This is a genomic window from Fundicoccus sp. Sow4_D5, from assembly GCF_052116365.1.
Lineage (GTDB): Bacteria > Bacillota > Bacilli > Lactobacillales > Aerococcaceae > Fundicoccus.
The window spans coordinates 24,001-40,509 of record NZ_JBQKLF010000012.1 but is presented as its reverse complement, the minus strand read 5'-3'; the positions used below and the strand labels follow the sequence as shown (position 1 = coordinate 40,509).

Sequence of the window (16,509 nt, the reverse complement as noted above, 5' to 3'; positions counted from 1 at the left end):
ACATTAAAACAAGGTTCTATGCTAAAGCGTTTATTAAGCAAGCTTCCGCTTCAATTAGTCGTATCTCTTTTAGGATGCGGTCCAGTTCCAATCATATAATTTGTGAAAAAGACCGATTCATTTTACACTAGGGATAAGATCACAATAGATAGGAGAATTTAAATGAGCATATTTGATAATATTGGTGGAAACCTGTTAGACCTTTTCATGAACAATGAGCGTCGTGAGGATACCGCTTCAATGGCACAGCGAGCAGAAGTTGACGAGAAAGACTTCGGGAAAATTATTGCGCTAGGCTTACCGATTCTTTTGCAAGCCATTAACCGTAACAACAATGATACGCAGGGCTTAGCATCATTTTCGCAAGCACTAGACCAACATCAAGACGTCAAGCAATACAACTCCTTTGGTGAATTAGTCAATAAGGTAGATACAAACGATGGAGACAGAATATTAGGACATGTTTTTGATGATCAACAAGGGATTTTCGAGCGTATCGCGACTACCCTTGGGGTCACTCCTGGCGCAGTCAAGCGTGTGTTAATGTTACTAGCCCCGATCGTTTTAAAGTATCTGGCAGATCGTAAGCAAACGAATCGTCTAGATAATGCAGGTGTTCAGAAAGAAACTGGAAACATTGCCGAACAAATGGCACGCTCCGTTCGAGAATACGGCCAGAATAGTGGCAATAACAATTCTGCTAGTGATGCATTAGGAAACATCTTCGACGGCCTCACGCAAGGTCAGTCAAACAATACGGTCGATAAAAAAGACGGTTTCCTAGATAGCATTCTAGACTTTTTCAGATAAGCCGCCCGTAGAAAAAAATTTAAATGAACAACAAATAGGACACGGTCTAATGACACTGTGTCCTATTTGCTTATGTCTATTAACAAAAGGTCGCAAAATAAAATTCGCTACCCTACTTATCCAATCGCTCTTGCCTTTGGCAAGTAAAAGGCGTGGCTAAAGTAATAGCTCCTTCAAGTCACTCAATTTTTCGACAATTTTCTTCTTCCGTCGATAAATCGCCTTACGCTGTACCTTGTAAAAGCGCGCAATCTCCGTCACCGTCCATTCCCCATCAATCAACAATTGAAACAATTCAAACTCCGCCGCATCCAAGCGCCGACGTGCTTCTTCCATAAAGAACATAAGCTCCAAACGAGAGGACTCCACCGGCACCTCACATTCTACTGCGGCTTCAATATCATCAAAAGATACTGAGTTCAACTGCTTTTCCTTGCGCAACAAACTTACTAAAAACCAATACAAGCCTCGACCAGCGAAAGCCACAAACCGAATCCGATCCTCACCCAAGGCATTCCCATCGAAAGATGCCTCAATCTCTAACAATTTCACTCGCAACTCCTGCGCATAATCCTCATAAGACACATGTCGCGGACTAATAAACAAGCGAGCCAAGGTCTTATGCACCAAAGGGTCAAACTGCTCCAACACCCGAGATTTATACAATGATTGAAAATCCAAATTGTCCCTCCCTTTATCTAAACAATAGTTCTCCTGAATAGGCTTCTTTCTTACCTCCATCTAGCTTTATCTCATATTCGAGATAATAAAGAGATACACTTGCCTGTTGCAATGGTTTAAGCCATCATGCCGTTGGCCAGTAGGATGACTTAAACGATGATGTGTTTGCACCTTTCGATTATTGGCTTTACAGCACTCATTATTTAAGCGCTTACTTTCTTGAGTATTTATAGATCTTTTCACATCGTCTCTAAAGGTGCTCTACCTTATATATAATCGGTCCTCTTAAATTGATACTGACACTGATACTTCACTAGACTTGGTTTAATTCCTTGTCCGACTCTTTCCGTCTAAAAAAACAGGTAATAAATTCTTCTTCTGTCAATTCTAACGTATGAAAACAACCATCTAATACTTCATAACATGGTCTAGTTTTACCGTTCATAATATTACTAATGGTACATGGAGAAACTGATATCTTTTCAGCTAGGCTTTTATTAGTTAAGCCTTTCACTGTTATCAACTGTTTAAATGCCCTTCTATTCACTTGTGGCAATTGTAATCCTCCTTTCATTGTCTATTTTTTATACGATTTGAGTATGTGAATGTATCTACAATGAAAAAGATACACTATTCATCTGAAGAAAACAATAGTTTTTTGTATAATATAAATAGATTTATATTTTTTTATTCGAAATTTCAAAAGTGATACATAATCATGTATAGCGGCCACTCGTAGTCGCTTTAAGCCATTACTTTTTCCGTTAAAATTCTCATGATTCCTCTTTTATTTTAGTAGAAAACATGCGATAATAACCCTGTAAATGAAAGCGCTTTTAGAAAGTGGGTGTACTAGCGAACAAGCAATGCTTCAGGAGGATTGACAAATTTATTAGATAAAAGGAGTCTTATATGTCTGTGATAAATGATGAGAGAGACGATGCATTTTATGATTTAAAGGAAACCATTAAAGATTTACGCAAGGATTTGCTAGCTTATGGTAACATTGACTTTGCGGCAATCTGTGGTGTTAACGTAGAGGATGGCAGTCAAGAGATTTTAGGTTATATGCACACCCAGGACATGAAAGAAGTGGAGCTTCTTGATGATGATTATTATGAAGTCATGAGCGGATCAGAGTTATTAGCAGCGCTTGAACAACAAACAACTGACTAAATAAACACAAATAAAATCACCCTTCCAGAACAACATGGTTGGGTGATTATAGCTAGTAGAGCTTCCTCTATTATAAACACTTAATATCTCAAAGCCAATTCATTTTTATGTCTATTTAAACACATTAATGATATAAGCAACATTAAATCATATTAGTGAACAACATTGGCAAAGTTAAAACGAGTCTAGATACCTCTATGAAAGACACGTTCCCAGCCCTTAAGAATACGGCCAGCCACACGTCTCAACAGTTTTTCAGTTAGACTAACTGTTACTTCGCTAAACCTTTTACTATCATGTTAGGCTGTTGAATGTAATGTAAGATAAGCAAATTGATAATATCAGCTAACTTGCACAGCACTAAGCTCTTTAATTAGTCGAAGAATACACTTGGCTACAAATTGAAGGACACATCAAGGTATGATTGTCGACGCCAGCTATTACTTTCGCTGAATGGGGTAATATTTCAGTTTTAAATGAGTGTTAAGAAATGGCAAAAGATAGGTTATCAAGCAGAAAATCATAGAAGCATTCTCCATAAAATTAATCACTCGATACAAACTGACCTAACAGTCGGTGTATCGAGTTCTTTGTGCTGGCTTTATCCATCCTTTGTTCTTCAAAGTCCAGATTTTCCAATAAAACTCATGCAACTTATAAGAGAGTAAATTCTATAGACGAGTCACTTAAAGTAGTCATTCCATTGTCACGGCGATATTAGTCAGGGTTAATAAAAGAAAAAATTTATTTAGTTCAATGAGATGCAATTGAGGATACTTATTCTTTAACATTAGGTTAATCGTTGTCAGAATATTCCCCTTTGCTTTCAGGCTGAGTCGCTTCCATCATTTTATTCTGTTAGAGTTTTATGTAAAATGAACACAAGATATCACTGGATAAATTTATTCAATCAACCATACACTATACCACTCTGTAAAATACAAGATCACAGATACAACGCATAAGAATGTTCTACCATACAGTCTTCAATATCAAACAAGTCTAGATTCTGTGGATTGTAAACCCAGTAGTATCCTGAATCATAAACATAGGGCAGCTCATTACCTTTAGTGTCTAGAACCTCTATTTTTTCAGCTTCATTGTTTACTAAAAAAGAACCAATGTATTCATCTGTATTTTTTAAAGTCCCTTTAACTCGATGGTTTTTTGTTAATAAGGATGCACCTATTTTCTGATAGAGGTTATTAGCCGGTTTATCATCTCGAGTAAATATAGCTACATACTCGATTCTTTTTTCCCTTAATATTGTCAAAGCTTCCTTTATTAGAGCTTGAGCAATTCCTAATTTTTGATAATCCGGATGAACAGCAATTATATCCATATAAGATCCTTTATTTAAATGTTTTACATATGGGTAACTTTTATTTTGCTCATCGTCAAAAATACCAATATCAAGAATTCCAATAACAACATCATCTTGATTTAATGCAACTAATTCTATAGCTTCTAAATAACCCTCATCAGAAGAATAGATGTCTTTTTTAGCTTCAATTTGGTCATTAAAACGACTATATAAGTATGATAAAGCTTTACATCTAATCCAACTATCTTCAAAATCCTTATGATAGTGCGTAATATAGTAATTAATTTGTTTATTCATTCTATATAACTCCTTTGCTAATTATTATATCAGAATAGGCATCTTTGCTGGTATCCTCGCTTGTGTCTTATTGTTTTATGTTAAAGACTTTGTAACTTCTAAGCATATCAAACCAAGCACTCATAAAAACCCCTTATATATCCTAAGTATTGCCTTGAATAGAAAATTACTTTTCTTTTCATTAATTGCGCTCGTACAACAAGGCATCCAGATGACAACCACCATGTCCTACTCAAACCAAATTATTAAAAGTATGGGTGCCAATGATTTCTTTATTGGCCTATCGTCGGTGATCTACATGAGTGCTTCTGTCTTCTTTTCTTGGCTGGCTAAACACGACTTATTACGCCAAGTCAATCGCATTAAGTCAATCATTTTCTCCCTTACTTGTTTAATTATTTATCTTGTCTTATACTCACAAGTAAATTCGGTTTTTCTAGCGTTAGTCTTACAAATTTTACCTGGCATTACTACGGGCTTGTGCTTCACCTATTTAAACAGCGAAGCAATGTCAGAAGTGGATGAAGAAAGGCAATCAACCGCAATGGGCGTTTTCCAAGCCATTTATGCCATTGGGATGAGTCTTTTCCCAATAATTGCTTCCTCAATAGCCAAGGTATCAACTATTCGTGTGAGCTATTTATACTTTGCCGCTTTTGTCATGCTAGCCATTCTTTTATTATATTGGTATCGATTTAAAACCGATAGAAAACATACCAACCAAAAATAACTAATGATACCAAGTAACGTGACGATTCAATACGTCTTTGACACCCAAAAAAGTCAATAGCTAATTGGGATAGGCCACCTGCTATTGACTTCCTTTCTTATCACTCTTAAATGCCAGCAAATCGTTAAAGTTGAGAAGTGACAAAGGATCGTATTAGATAATTATCGCCCACCACCCTTTTCAAAAAAATGATTAGCCTAACCTCTTCATCTGGCTGGCCTTAATCCCATTCTCAATTAATTTAACGACCATAAAACCAAGGACTATAGCTCCTGCGGTCCAGACGACATCCATCATATAGTTTGCCCCTTGAACATAATTCTCTTCAACAGTCGAACGTACCGCCATATAAGCGGCACCACCAGGTACCAATGGTACAATGGCTGGCGTATTCAATGTGATGACTGGCAGTCTTAATTTACGCGAGAGGTAAATACAGATTAAGCCGATGACAACAGAACCGATAAAGTTTGCGATGGCTAAATCTCCAACTAATCGATTCACTCCCCAGAAACTGACCCAGCCCATTGATCCGGCTAGTCCACAATAGAAGATGCCTCTTCGAGGGCTATTAAGAATAATGCCAAAGGCAATACTTGCGAAGAAACTAAAGACAATTTGTTCGATTAATTCCACTATACCCCTCCTCTTAAGAAAACCATTGCAGTGTCAAGGCAATCCCGATCCCAATGACTAATGAAATCAGTATTGCCTCAACCAGACGAACAATCCCGGTCAACAAATGACCTTCAAATAAATCTCGCATTCCCGCCGTAATTGCCAGTCCGGGTACAAGTGGCATAATCCCCCCGATAATCAAACTATCCAAATTTGCCGCAAGTCCCACTCGGTAACTGAAGACTGACAACATACTGATGATAAAAGAAGCTATTAAATCATTTATAAATTTCATCTGTGTCCGGTGATAAATACGATTCGACATAAAGTAGCCGATCGAACCAATAATAAATGCAGTGATAACATCGCCATAAGTTCCCCCTAATAGTAACATTAAAGAAAAACTCGCGACACCGGCGGCGATCATCCGGTAGTGTTTATTGAATTCAGGTGTTTGCGAATCCACTGACTGTAAGGCTTCATATAATTCGATTAAAGTAATATTGCCAGCCGCATATTCTCGTGAATAGCGATTGGTCGCATCAATCTTTTCTAAATTTATGGAGCGGTTACGCGCTTGTGTCATCTGGGAGGTTGATTCATCGTTAATACTCATGAATATCCCCGTTGCGGTGACATAACTTTCTGTATCCAACTTCTTACTGTTTTGAGCAATCCTTTGCATGGTATCTTCCACCCGATAAGCCTCTGAGCCAGATTCCATCATAATTCGACCAGCAAGTAGACCCGTCTTTAATAAAAGATTCTTATTCTCCATTCCCATCACCTCTTTATATCGTCGTCATTGTTTTTAACACATTAGCGTTCCATGCATTATAGGATACTCACTTATTTAATTCAAATCGTGAACGCTAAAGTGACTGAAACGCCTCTTTCAAAGTGACGATAAAAAAACGCCCTTGCCTATCCGCAAGAGCCTGAGTAATCTATTCACTTATCTTTCCTACAAACGTTACTTCTAGCCAGTTACTTAATCGGTTCAACTGTTTCTTCAAGCCAAGATCTAAATCCGCTTGCTTTTCTTCAAACTCTGTTGCACTCGCCCGGTATTCAAACCACACAAAGACAAAGTTATGAATGAACCAGAACCAGACGAAATTAAATAAAGTGTTGGGAATAAAACCAGCAACAATAAAACCTAATAACCAAGTCACAATCCACTTACCCATTTGACTGTTGTATTTGATACTCCAGTAATAAGACGTCAAAAACACGCGTGCATGATATAAACCATACAATAAGAAGAACGGGACACCAAACTCAACTAACATCCCCATCCACCAGTTGTGCATCACACGATAACCGCCCGTATCATAATAATTAAAGTGTGCCATATAATATTCCGTATTCCCCGCGCCTACTCCAAGGTAATGGGAACTTTTTAAATGATGCCAGCCATTACGAATGAGATTATAACGAATGACAAACGAACCATCCTCCCAAAGTTTCGCCATAATATCCGTATATAAGGTTAGAACGGTCATTACCGCAAGAATACCAATTCCCACTATTGTCAATCTGCGAAGCAGTCGATGCTTGATATGTAAAATAAAATAGAACACAAATGAGTAGGCAGCCGCAAGTAAAATTCCGCGAGCATTCGCAAAGTAAATTAATAACACACCAGATAGTGACATCAATACCTTAAATATCATTAATACTAAAAATCTCGTCTTAGAATAATTTTCTAACGTCTTAAAGCCAATAAAGTACTTACCATCAATTTCTCGCACCTTACCTTCCAGTGGATGCCAACACATAATAAATATCAAACCAAAAAAGCAAAATAAAGCAAAGTCATTAATATTACCGAAGAAAATCATGGGATTATGTAATTGACGCCGCCAAGCAAAATTCCAGTTTTCAGCAGAAAGGTATTGCTGATGTGTCAGTAATTCGAACCATCCCACTAAATGATGGACGAATATAACCCCTATAATTAAATTAGATAATGCTCGTCTAAAGCTTTTCTCTCGTATTAAATAGGATAAACTCAAGCCATAAATGAAGGTCACCGCTAATATACCATTATTGACAATCCAACTTGAGCGATCAGCCACCCAGACTATCGATAAAAAGGACCATATAAGCAAGGCTCCCATCATAAGTGAATACGGATGAATAAGAACATTCAACCTAATTTCCACCCTTGCAATACCCCAAATTAAGCCAAATAAAGTTAATCCAGCCAATAGTAATTGAAGATACACTTCATACTCAAAGGAAAAGAAAGCCATTATAATTGCTCCGAACATTAAACTACTTAAATATTTCTTCATGAAGTCACCTCCTAATTCAAATGTAGTATAAAAGAAACTCATGATGATTGCGAGTAAACTAACTACTACACATCACCATGAGTGATATACGTCTATTAAAACAAGCCTAAAAACTTTTTACGTTTTTTCAGTGGTTTCCGCGCCTTAACGGAATCACCATTGAAAATCGCGCGGGCATTTTCTTTAAAGTAATTGACCGTTTCTTGGCCATGAGTCTTGCCTAATATTTCAAACGCTCTTTCTAAGTTGATTGGACGATGTTTCATATGATGGACATCTGAAGCCAGGATATGAATTAAGTTTAACTCAATCATTTTGTTACAAATATCTTGTAACTTACTACCGTATAATCCGACGTAAGAAGAAGAAGTGATTTGAGATACACAGCCTGCTTCAATATACTTCTGTAATAGATTCATGTCTTTAGCAAACACATGGTTCCGCTCAGGGTGGGCAATAACCGGTGTGATGCCTTGATTAAGCATCTCATTGATCAGTGACCAAGCATAATCCGGAATACTAGCGGTTGGGAATTCAATCAAGTAATAACGGCCTGATTCGTCTAAGGGCAGTAAATCGTCATTGTATAAGTCATCGAAAAACTCTTCATTGATTCGAATTTCTTGTGAGGCATATAACTTCATCGGAATGCCAGCCGCTTTATAATCTTCTCTTAATTGTTGAACCGCTGCTAAAACATCTGCTTTTCGGTTTAAGTAGCGTCCATTTCGATGGTGCGGTGTCAGAACCATATGTTCTACCCCTTCACTTACCGCAAGACGAGCTAATTCTAATGATTTCTCTAAATCTTCTGCGCCATCATCGACGCCTGGAATTAAATGGGAATGTAAGTCGATCATCATGTGGTTTCCTCCTACCATACATAGTTTCAATAAAATCATTATAACATAATTAAGTATAGGCGTTCATTGATATTATGTTAATTTGATGCAGGTACATTTACAAGAAAATCATAATTCCTTATTTATATTAAAAGTAGCTCCACGCTTGATCTGATAGAGGCTTAATGGACCGATCAACAAAGGATCTACCTTTTCAGCACTTTCTAGAATTTGGACCTGAAGATAAGGTTAAACAGCCTAGCGCTCTTATTAAATTTATAACCACATCGGTATCAGAAATCACGACACAATCTTGACTATAAAAATTTTACCGAGTCTGAGCATAATGGCTATCAGCAGTTTGTACAGGATACCTTTGAGTAAGTGGAGAAAATCCCAGACGATAAAAGAACCATTAATTTAAGAGACACCCACGAAGGTCAACTAATGTTAATCTACTTAGAAAAAGAGATGAGAGAAGAAATCGATTTACTAAAGGATAACTAACATACCCAAATCAGATAGAAACACTCAAGGTTCAGGTTTGAAAAGTATTCAATGTATTGTTAATAAGTATGGCAATTTAATATTAATCTTTTCAGAAAAGAATTGGTTTGTGTTGAACGTTCTGATTATTTTATCCTTTAAAACCTTCAAGATATATTTCTATTCATGAGTGGTTTGATGCATGATTAGAATCAATATAAATTGTAAAGGCATTCTAAATACATAAATCACGCATCAGAACATTTGAAATTTAATCCAATTTCCTTAATATGAACTGTTAATGTTTCTAAATATCTGTTACTATAATTGTATGCAAATTATCAAATGAAATTGATATAATAATTTTTTTATCCCAGGAGGCGTATTAGATGGATTACGAGATTATCGAAGGAAATTCAATTAGTTTTTATGAACTATTTCAATACTTTAAGAAATGGCTGTGGCTTATTATCGCAGCCATGTGTTTGGGTGCTATACTTTCATTAGTGGGTTTCCACTTTCTTGAAGACGAAGAATACCAATCGTCTGCTCAACTGATTGTTAATCAGAAAACAGCCAGTGAGACGATTCAGTATAATGAGATTCAAACAAACGTCAGCTTAATCAATACTTACCGTCAAATTATTCTTGGTAAATCAGTGTTAGAAAAAGTTGTAGCTGAAGTGGATCCTAATTTGACAGTCAATCAACTGCAAAGTGCCATTACAGTCAAGCAGACAGAAAATGCGCAAACCTTTGATATTATTGCTGTGATGGAATCTCCAGAATTAGCACAAAGTGTTATACAAAGTGCCATTCGCAACTTCGAGAATACTTTAACGGAGATTTACGATACCGATATATTAACTGTTTACGTGTTGTCTGCGCCTTCCTATGAACCGAATAAAATTGCGACAAGCATTTCAATGCGTGCCATTATTGGTGCAATTCTTGGTGCAATGTTAACCATTGGAATTCTATTATTAAAAGAGTTATTAGACACTACCGTTAAGGACGAAAGCTTCCTAAATCAATTTGGTTTAGTTAAGTTAGGCGAATTAGACTCACTGAGTGAACAAGAATATTTAGCCGCAATCCTTGATTCTACGGCTACAAAGAGAGGAAGATAATTAATGTTCTCATCAAAGAAAAAGCAACAAAATGCTCAAAAGACTGTACAAAGAGCATCTCACTTAATTTCTTTCACACATCCTAAAGCGAATCAAGCTGAGCAATTCAGAACCATTCGGACAAATATAAACTTTGCCCAATTAGAAAAGAATGTTAAATCATTGTTAGTCTCATCTTCAATTCCTAACGAAGGTAAATCGACCTTAACCGCTAATTTAGCTTATGTTATGGCACAAACTGGTAAGAAAGTCTTACTAGTAGATGCCGACCTTAGAAAACCTACCGTTCATCGGACTTTTAAATTGAACAATACCCAAGGCTTAACGACTTTAATCGCAGATGAAAATGAAACGATTAAATTTAATCAAATCGTTCAATACAGCCGTGAATTAAACTTATACTTCTTACCAAGTGGTCCTGTCCCTCCTAATCCATCAGAATTATTAGGTTCGGCCAAAATGCGTTCAATTTTAAACACTCTAGAGAATCATTTTGATCTGATTATCTTTGATGCACCGCCTATTACTGCTGTTACTGATCCACAAATTTTAGCAACTTTAGTAGATGGTGTTGTGTTTGTCATTAGACAAGGATTTGTTGGAAAAGACAAAGTAAAAGAAGCTATACTTTCCCTTAAAAACTTAAACACTACCATTCTAGGTTATGTGTTTAATGATGTGCCGAAGAGTTCTGGGAAGTATTATTATTATGAGTAAAATGATTTATTAAAATCAAAAAAAGTGGTTCTGAGCAATAAGCCCAGTCAACTCACGAAATTAATAACCATCACAGTCGAATTGATCGAATGTGATGGTTATTTTTTACTTTGTCGTAAAAGTTTTCTGCTATTGTAACTGCTAAACTAAAGTAGACCATTTTCGCCATGTTAAGGGCAATTATAAAATGTAGGAAAAAGGCAATTTAAAATTGTCGGTTTTCCTACATTTTTTATTTACTCATCTTATATATTACACTCTAGGAGTTCAAGCATGTAGACAATTTTACACAGTACGTTATACCCGTTTACCTAATCTGTTAGAAGAGTTCAAAATCGCGAAACACCAAGCGGATGGTAGCTATACAAAATTAATGAAGAAGTTAATCAAGGTAGATCTTCTTATTCTTGACGAATGGCTGTTATATGATTTGACCGATGAAGAAGCTACTCTACTACTTGAAATCATTAACGCTAGGTATGAAGCGCAGAAGTCCAATATTTACTGTTCACAATTTGATTTTAAGGGATGGTATGAGAAATTAGGAGATGGTGTTTATGGCACATTAGCTGAAGCCATACTCGATCGGATTATTCATCAAGGTTCAAGAAATATCATTTTCGAGTATTTTAGCAATAATGAGAATAGTCAATAAAGTAAAACCCAAATCAATCATCTTTGTCTTAATTATAATATGAGACAAGTGGATACGGCGCTCTAATAGAGCCACCCCGTCGCGGTTCTAGTACCACCTAAATCGCTATTGTTTGTACCACCCTAATCACTCTACTAGGACCACTTTTGTGGTTCTTTTTGTTCTTCTAATGGTATAACTAGGGAGTATGAGGAAATCGTACAACAATATGATGGAGGTGCAGATATGCCCAATTATTTAGAAATGGTGCGGCTGCACGAAGCGGGTTTTAGTTTAAGACAGATAGCTAAAATTGTTGGTTCTGGTAGAAGTACAGTCACAAGAACGGTCAATATTGCTCAAAAAAAAGGTTTAGGATACGTAGGCTTATCTCAATGGTCAGTGAAAGAAATCGAAGAGTTATTTAGAGTGTCTCAGAAAAAACAGGCGATTACTTACCATGTGATGCCAAATTATGAAGCCTTATCGAAGGATTTAGTCAAACCTGGTGTCACGATGCAGTTATTGTGGGAAGAATATGCTCAAACTTGTCGACTAAATGGACAGATTTACTATCAGTTGACTCAGTTTAAAAAGTACTTCAATGATTATCTAAATAAAACGAGATTTAGCCACATACTCAATCATAAGGCTGGCGAACAAATTCAAGTGGATTGGGCGGGGACTCGGCCTCACTGGGTAGATCCAACAACCGGTGAAATCATTAAGGGGGAATTTTTTGTCGGCACACTACCGTTTAGTAATTATACCTATGCGCAAGCCTGTGTCGATCAAAAATCTGCGAGTTGGATAGACGCTCATGTGAATATGTTTAAGTTCTTCAATGGTGTCTCTACTTTATTGATTCCAGATAATCTTCGAGTAAGCGTCACTAAACATACAAAGAATGAGTTAATTCTCAATTCAACTTATGAAGATATGGCCACTTATTACCAAACAATTGTCGTGCCGAGTCGAGTTTATAGGCCGAAAGATAAAGCAGCTGTCGAAGGTCATGTTAAGCATCTGACCACACACCTGATTGCACGTATGCGACATTATCAGTGTTTCAGTATTCAAGAATATAATCATTATCTTTTAATTGCGCTGGCTGAATTCAATGCGAAGCCCTTCCAGAAGAAAGAAGGTAGCCGTTTATCACTCTTTGAAACATTTGAACGAGAAACCTTAAAATCTTTGCCTCACTATCCTTATGAAATGTGTACCTTCAAAGACGCTAAAGTTTATAACAATAGTCATGTCACACTGAATAAACATTACTATTCTGTTCCTTACCAATATATTGGCGAAAAAGTCACGCTTAAAATCTATGCAGATCATTTAGAGGTGTATCATAAGCAACAACTTGTCTGCCAACACAGAACAACTGGTACGCGTCCAGGTGCGTATTCAACAGTCGAAGCACACTTACCTGAGGAGAGTCAATATTATGGTCAGTGGAATAGCACGCGATATTTAAAATGGGCGAGTCGAATTGGGCCCAATACTCATACTGTGATTGCGCAATTATTCGCTCTAGGCCCTGAACAACAGTATTATCGAAGAGTTCACGCAATATTAAAAATGGCAGATACCTACTCCGACCAAAGATTAGATACAGCCTGCCATTATGCATTAGAACGCTCAAGTCAACCCAATTTCACCTTAATTAAGCAGTTAATTGAACATCCTATGACGCAAATAAATTCTAACACGTTACCACCAACAGAACAATCTTATCTGAGAGGAGCGGCTTATTATGACAAATTCAACCGAAAGAATTAAACACCTGACTGGCTACCTACGACAAATGAGGTTACCCGTTATGGCTGATCGTTTAGTAGACCTCTATGGTGATTCTACCGCCTCTCATGGCTCTACTTTAGATATTCTGGAAGATATCGTTAGCGAAGAGTACCAAGCACGACGACATAATACCATACAACGCAACTTAAAATTAGCTAAACTCACTCAACCACACGCTCATATTCAAGATATTGACTACTCCCCAGTTCGACGAATCAATCAAGAAACGATTCATCAACTGTCTACCTGTCAATTTATTACCAACAATCGACATGTGATTATACAGGGGGCTACTGGTACCGGAAAGTCTTATCTACCGAACGCTTTATGTCGCTACGTGATTGAGGAAGGCTACACTGCTCGGTATGTCCGAATGTATGACTTGCTTTCAGAGCTATCGACAGCTGATATCGAAGATAGACTGCCAAGCTATCTTAAAAAAATATCAAAACTAGATGTATTAGTCATTGATGATTTCTTACTCACGCCGACCACAGAACACGAGCAGAAATATCTGATGGAAGTGTTTGAATTACGAAGTAGGCATCGTTCACTGATTCTGTCATCACAAATGGAGACTGGTGAGTGGCATAAGAAACTGGGTGGTGGAGCAATTGCAGATGCGATTCTCGATCGCGCGATTTCAAACTCTTATCACATCTATATTTATGGTGAATCGTTACGAATGAAAAGTGGTCCAACAACTGCCGACTAAGCTGGTACAAAGAATCGCGATTCACCTGGTCTAGGGAATCGCGATTTTGTGGTTTTATATGGACGCTATATGCAACAAGGATGATTTGTTTTAGGAACATGATAAATTTAACTGGTAAACTTCACCGCAAGGTGTGGTAAAAACTTCCGCAAATAGTGGTAAGAAGAACCGCAATGCCAGTAAGAATCGCCCGCAATACTCAACGTATAATCGCACTGTACTATTCCCAACCTCCAATGATGGAAACTTCTCCAATAACCAATCTTTAATTTGAGCTGCGCTTAAGTGTGGATACTCTTTTAACCTGGCAATGATCCAATCTTGATAAGGGTCTAGCTTCTTACCGCGACGACTTAAGGTCATCACCCATTCTTCTGCTTCTTCATACGACATCTTCAAATAATCATAGACCGTTTGTCGACTAATCTTTAGCTGTGCAACAATTTGACTAACCGTAAAGCCCATCTTCTTTAATTGTTTGATTTCAATATGTAACACTCGCTTTGCCTCCAATAATCTCCCACCTTTTACAACCCCATAAACCTACAAAATTAAATTGCCCTTGACAAGGTTATAACATGGAGGGTGCTTTTTTGCGCCTTTTTTGAATTTCTTTTCAAAAAAAAAGCCAAAGTGACGAATCACTCTGACTTTCGATAGCCACCAACACTCAAAATTTCACAGCCCTTATTGTCACCTAATCGAAATTAATTCTCTATCTTATTTTAAATAAACGATTAATAATTTCTTTTGTGTTTTCTCTATAAAATATCATATTAATTATCAATGTGCAAACTAGAGATATTCCGCCTAAGATAACTGCATTTTTAAACCATTGTATATAATCTAATGTTTCTATCTTTAAGAATGAAGAAACCCAAAGAATCACTACAAAAATAATAGTATTAACACAAATTTGTTTAAAAAAAAGCTTAGGTGATCGATAAATAATATTATTTGATAAATACCAATTTACATAAAGAATACGAAATATTGCCGCTATTAAAGTGCCTATCGAAGTACCTACCAGTCCGAACTTCGATACTAGTAATATAGATAAAATTAGATTTATAGCAACCTCAATGTAAGAACTAATTTGTGTTTGTTTAAAATGGCCTGCCGCTAATATCAAATTTTGATAAGGCACTATCAAGGAATATATAGCTTGTGAAAGCACCAAAATTATTGAGAATACGGGAGCGTAGTAATTTGTATCGCTAATTCCAGAGGTGTAAATTAACACAAATTGGTTGATTAAAACTAATGTCATACTAAATAAAAACGTGACTGTGGAATGTATGATCCATTCGATTCGCGAGAAGTATGACTTTAACAGTACTATTTCATTATTTGCTAAGAGATTACCATAAAATGAACTTAATCCATTTGTAATTGATTGTAAAATCATTTTAATACCATTTACTACCATTGAATAAATAGAATAAATAGAAACATTATTTAAACTCGAGAAAAACGATAACACAATAATAGCTGAACTATTTTGTATGGTCCAAGCTAAATGATATGCCATGCCATGCCATTTTTGCTTTATAGGTTCCTCTTTAATTTCGATATTATGATTAATATCATAGTTTTTATGCACGTACCAATTTAGATATATGGGACGAATTAAAAAGATTATACTACTAAGCAATTGAACATTTTGTATAGTCATCCCATTTACAATCAGTATAATGCTAATTATAAGATTTAAGATAATTGTTATTGCTTCTGCTATTAAATGAATATGCCCTTTTTGATCGGCATTTAACAATAATTCATTCACTATACCAAAATAATATTGGGAGAATTTACTTATAGATATTGAAATAATCAATAAAGCCGTTGGAATAAAGCTAAGATTTTGATTAATTATTATAGGAAAACTAAAAATTAATAATATAACATAGCCAACTAATATCAAAGCAATTTTCTTAAAATATCTTTGTGCTGAAAGTAATATTAAACTAGTTTTTTCGAAATCATTATTTGCTAGTGGAGTATATAGACTAGATTGAACAACTATCCCCACTCCTAGTTCTAAAAAAGTAATGATAACTAAAAATTGATTGATAGATGAAATCAAACCATTCACACTAGAACCATAATATAATAAGATCATTCGAGGCAATATTAAACTACTTATCACTGTAACAATCTGATTAGTTAGGGAAGAAAAAGCATTATATTTTAATTGTTTTGTCCGATTCAAAAGTAATCACCTTTTCATAGATAGAAGTATC

Annotated in this window: 19 protein-coding genes; 10 read left to right on the top strand and 9 right to left on the bottom strand. The window is 36.2% G+C overall.

What is annotated here, in order from left to right; translation table 11 throughout:
* Window positions 1–162 precede the first annotated feature (162 nt).
* Window positions 163–810: a DUF937 domain-containing protein gene (locus ACTQ45_RS11855; RefSeq protein WP_441763845.1), complete on the top strand. Its 648-nt coding sequence runs from the start codon at window positions 163–165 to the stop codon at window positions 808–810.
* Between the two features lie 156 nt (window positions 811–966).
* Here ACTQ45_RS11855 and ACTQ45_RS11850 read toward each other — a convergent pair whose 3' ends face one another.
* Together ACTQ45_RS11850 and ACTQ45_RS11845 are read right to left on the bottom strand one after the other, a co-directional pair.
* Complete coding sequence (locus ACTQ45_RS11850) at window positions 967–1,491, bottom strand: sigma-70 family RNA polymerase sigma factor (RefSeq protein ID WP_441751883.1); 525 nt, start codon at window positions 1,489–1,491, stop codon at window positions 967–969.
* A 313-nt stretch (window positions 1,492–1,804) separates the two neighbouring features.
* Window positions 1,805–2,038, bottom strand: a complete 234-nt coding sequence (locus ACTQ45_RS11845) for a helix-turn-helix domain-containing protein (RefSeq protein ID WP_441763896.1) — start codon at window positions 2,036–2,038, stop codon at window positions 1,805–1,807.
* 365 nt (window positions 2,039–2,403) lie between these two features.
* On the opposite strand from ACTQ45_RS11845, the gene ACTQ45_RS11840 reads away from it, so the two are divergent.
* Entirely contained in the window at window positions 2,404–2,667 is a 264-nt protein-coding gene (locus tag ACTQ45_RS11840; RefSeq protein ID WP_441763844.1) for a hypothetical protein, read from the top strand.
* 946 nt (window positions 2,668–3,613) lie between these two features.
* On the opposite strand, the gene ACTQ45_RS11835 is transcribed toward ACTQ45_RS11840, so the two are convergent.
* Complete coding sequence (locus tag ACTQ45_RS11835; RefSeq protein ID WP_441763843.1) at window positions 3,614–4,288, bottom strand: GNAT family N-acetyltransferase; 675 nt, start codon at window positions 4,286–4,288, stop codon at window positions 3,614–3,616.
* On the opposite strand from ACTQ45_RS11835, the gene ACTQ45_RS11830 reads away from it, so the two are divergent.
* Complete coding sequence (locus ACTQ45_RS11830) at window positions 4,275–5,018, top strand: MFS transporter (RefSeq protein ID WP_441763895.1); 744 nt, start codon at window positions 4,275–4,277, stop codon at window positions 5,016–5,018. The genes ACTQ45_RS11835 and ACTQ45_RS11830 overlap by 14 nt on opposite strands.
* A gap of 192 nt (window positions 5,019–5,210) precedes the next feature.
* Here the strand turns inward: ACTQ45_RS11830 and ACTQ45_RS11825 are convergent, their stop codons facing one another.
* From ACTQ45_RS11825 to ACTQ45_RS11810, 4 genes are all read right to left on the bottom strand, one after another.
* A complete protein-coding gene (locus ACTQ45_RS11825) occupies window positions 5,211–5,654 on the bottom strand; it encodes a threonine/serine exporter family protein (protein WP_441763842.1) in 444 nt (147 codons plus the stop codon).
* Between the two features lie 13 nt (window positions 5,655–5,667).
* Window positions 5,668–6,414: a threonine/serine exporter family protein gene (locus ACTQ45_RS11820; protein WP_441763841.1), complete on the bottom strand. Its 747-nt coding sequence runs from the start codon at window positions 6,412–6,414 to the stop codon at window positions 5,668–5,670.
* A 169-nt stretch (window positions 6,415–6,583) separates the two neighbouring features.
* Window positions 6,584–7,936 (bottom strand): O-antigen ligase family protein, encoded by a 1,353-nt coding sequence (locus ACTQ45_RS11815; protein WP_441763840.1) that lies wholly within the window; start codon window positions 7,934–7,936, stop codon window positions 6,584–6,586.
* 95 nt (window positions 7,937–8,031) lie between these two features.
* Window positions 8,032–8,799, bottom strand: coding sequence for a tyrosine-protein phosphatase (locus tag ACTQ45_RS11810; RefSeq protein ID WP_441763839.1), 768 nt, complete (start codon window positions 8,797–8,799; stop codon window positions 8,032–8,034).
* Between the two features lie 363 nt (window positions 8,800–9,162).
* Between ACTQ45_RS11810 and ACTQ45_RS11805 the strand changes: the two genes are divergently transcribed.
* From ACTQ45_RS11805 to ACTQ45_RS11775, 7 genes are all read left to right on the top strand, one after another.
* Window positions 9,163–9,285 carry a hypothetical protein gene (locus tag ACTQ45_RS11805; RefSeq protein WP_441763838.1) on the top strand — a complete coding sequence of 41 codons (123 nt, stop codon included), beginning with the start codon at window positions 9,163–9,165 and terminating at the stop codon, window positions 9,283–9,285.
* Entirely contained in the window at window positions 9,278–9,454 is a 177-nt protein-coding gene (locus ACTQ45_RS11800) for a GHKL domain-containing protein (protein ID WP_441763894.1), read from the top strand. Before ACTQ45_RS11805 ends, ACTQ45_RS11800 begins: the two co-directional genes overlap by 8 nt.
* 199 nt (window positions 9,455–9,653) lie before the next feature.
* Window positions 9,654–10,394, top strand: a complete 741-nt coding sequence (locus ACTQ45_RS11795; RefSeq protein WP_441763837.1) for a YveK family protein — start codon at window positions 9,654–9,656, stop codon at window positions 10,392–10,394.
* Window positions 10,395–10,397: 3 nt separating this feature from the next.
* Window positions 10,398–11,111, top strand: a complete 714-nt coding sequence (locus ACTQ45_RS11790) for a CpsD/CapB family tyrosine-protein kinase (protein ID WP_441763836.1) — start codon at window positions 10,398–10,400, stop codon at window positions 11,109–11,111.
* A gap of 211 nt (window positions 11,112–11,322) precedes the next feature.
* Window positions 11,323–11,766, top strand: a complete 444-nt coding sequence (locus ACTQ45_RS11785) for an ATP-binding protein (RefSeq protein WP_441763835.1) — start codon at window positions 11,323–11,325, stop codon at window positions 11,764–11,766.
* Window positions 11,767–11,991: 225 nt separating this feature from the next.
* Window positions 11,992–13,530 (top strand): IS21 family transposase, encoded by a 1,539-nt coding sequence (gene istA, locus ACTQ45_RS11780; protein WP_441763834.1) that lies wholly within the window; start codon window positions 11,992–11,994, stop codon window positions 13,528–13,530.
* A complete protein-coding gene (locus ACTQ45_RS11775; protein WP_441763833.1) occupies window positions 13,505–14,266 on the top strand; it encodes an ATP-binding protein in 762 nt (253 codons plus the stop codon). Before istA ends, ACTQ45_RS11775 begins: the two co-directional genes overlap by 26 nt.
* 90 nt (window positions 14,267–14,356) lie before the next feature.
* Here ACTQ45_RS11775 and ACTQ45_RS11770 read toward each other — a convergent pair whose 3' ends face one another.
* Together ACTQ45_RS11770 and ACTQ45_RS11765 are read right to left on the bottom strand one after the other, a co-directional pair.
* Entirely contained in the window at window positions 14,357–14,764 is a 408-nt protein-coding gene (locus tag ACTQ45_RS11770) for a hypothetical protein (RefSeq protein WP_441763832.1), read from the bottom strand.
* Between the two features lie 217 nt (window positions 14,765–14,981).
* Window positions 14,982–16,478 carry a sugar isomerase gene (locus tag ACTQ45_RS11765; protein WP_441763831.1) on the bottom strand — a complete coding sequence of 499 codons (1,497 nt, stop codon included), beginning with the start codon at window positions 16,476–16,478 and terminating at the stop codon, window positions 14,982–14,984.
* Window positions 16,479–16,509 lie beyond the last annotated feature (31 nt).

Excerpts from the sequence above, each read along its gene's own strand:
- ACTQ45_RS11855 (WP_441763845.1), top strand. The coding sequence starts at position 163 with ATGAGCATATTTGATAATATTGGTGGAAACCTGTTAGACCTTTTCATG.
- ACTQ45_RS11840 (WP_441763844.1), top strand. The coding sequence starts at position 2,404 with ATGTCTGTGATAAATGATGAGAGAGACGATGCATTTTATGATTTAAAG.
- ACTQ45_RS11835 (WP_441763843.1), bottom strand. The coding sequence starts at position 4,288 with ATGAATAAACAAATTAATTACTATATTACGCACTATCATAAGGATTTT.
- ACTQ45_RS11820 (WP_441763841.1), bottom strand. The coding sequence starts at position 6,414 with ATGGAGAATAAGAATCTTTTATTAAAGACGGGTCTACTTGCTGGTCGA.
- ACTQ45_RS11815 (WP_441763840.1), bottom strand. The coding sequence starts at position 7,936 with ATGAAGAAATATTTAAGTAGTTTAATGTTCGGAGCAATTATAATGGCT.
- ACTQ45_RS11810 (WP_441763839.1), bottom strand. The coding sequence starts at position 8,799 with ATGATGATCGACTTACATTCCCATTTAATTCCAGGCGTCGATGATGGC.
- ACTQ45_RS11795 (WP_441763837.1), top strand. The coding sequence starts at position 9,654 with ATGGATTACGAGATTATCGAAGGAAATTCAATTAGTTTTTATGAACTA.
- ACTQ45_RS11790 (WP_441763836.1), top strand. The coding sequence starts at position 10,398 with ATGTTCTCATCAAAGAAAAAGCAACAAAATGCTCAAAAGACTGTACAA.
- istA (WP_441763834.1), top strand. The coding sequence starts at position 11,992 with ATGCCCAATTATTTAGAAATGGTGCGGCTGCACGAAGCGGGTTTTAGT.
- ACTQ45_RS11775 (WP_441763833.1), top strand. The coding sequence starts at position 13,505 with ATGACAAATTCAACCGAAAGAATTAAACACCTGACTGGCTACCTACGA.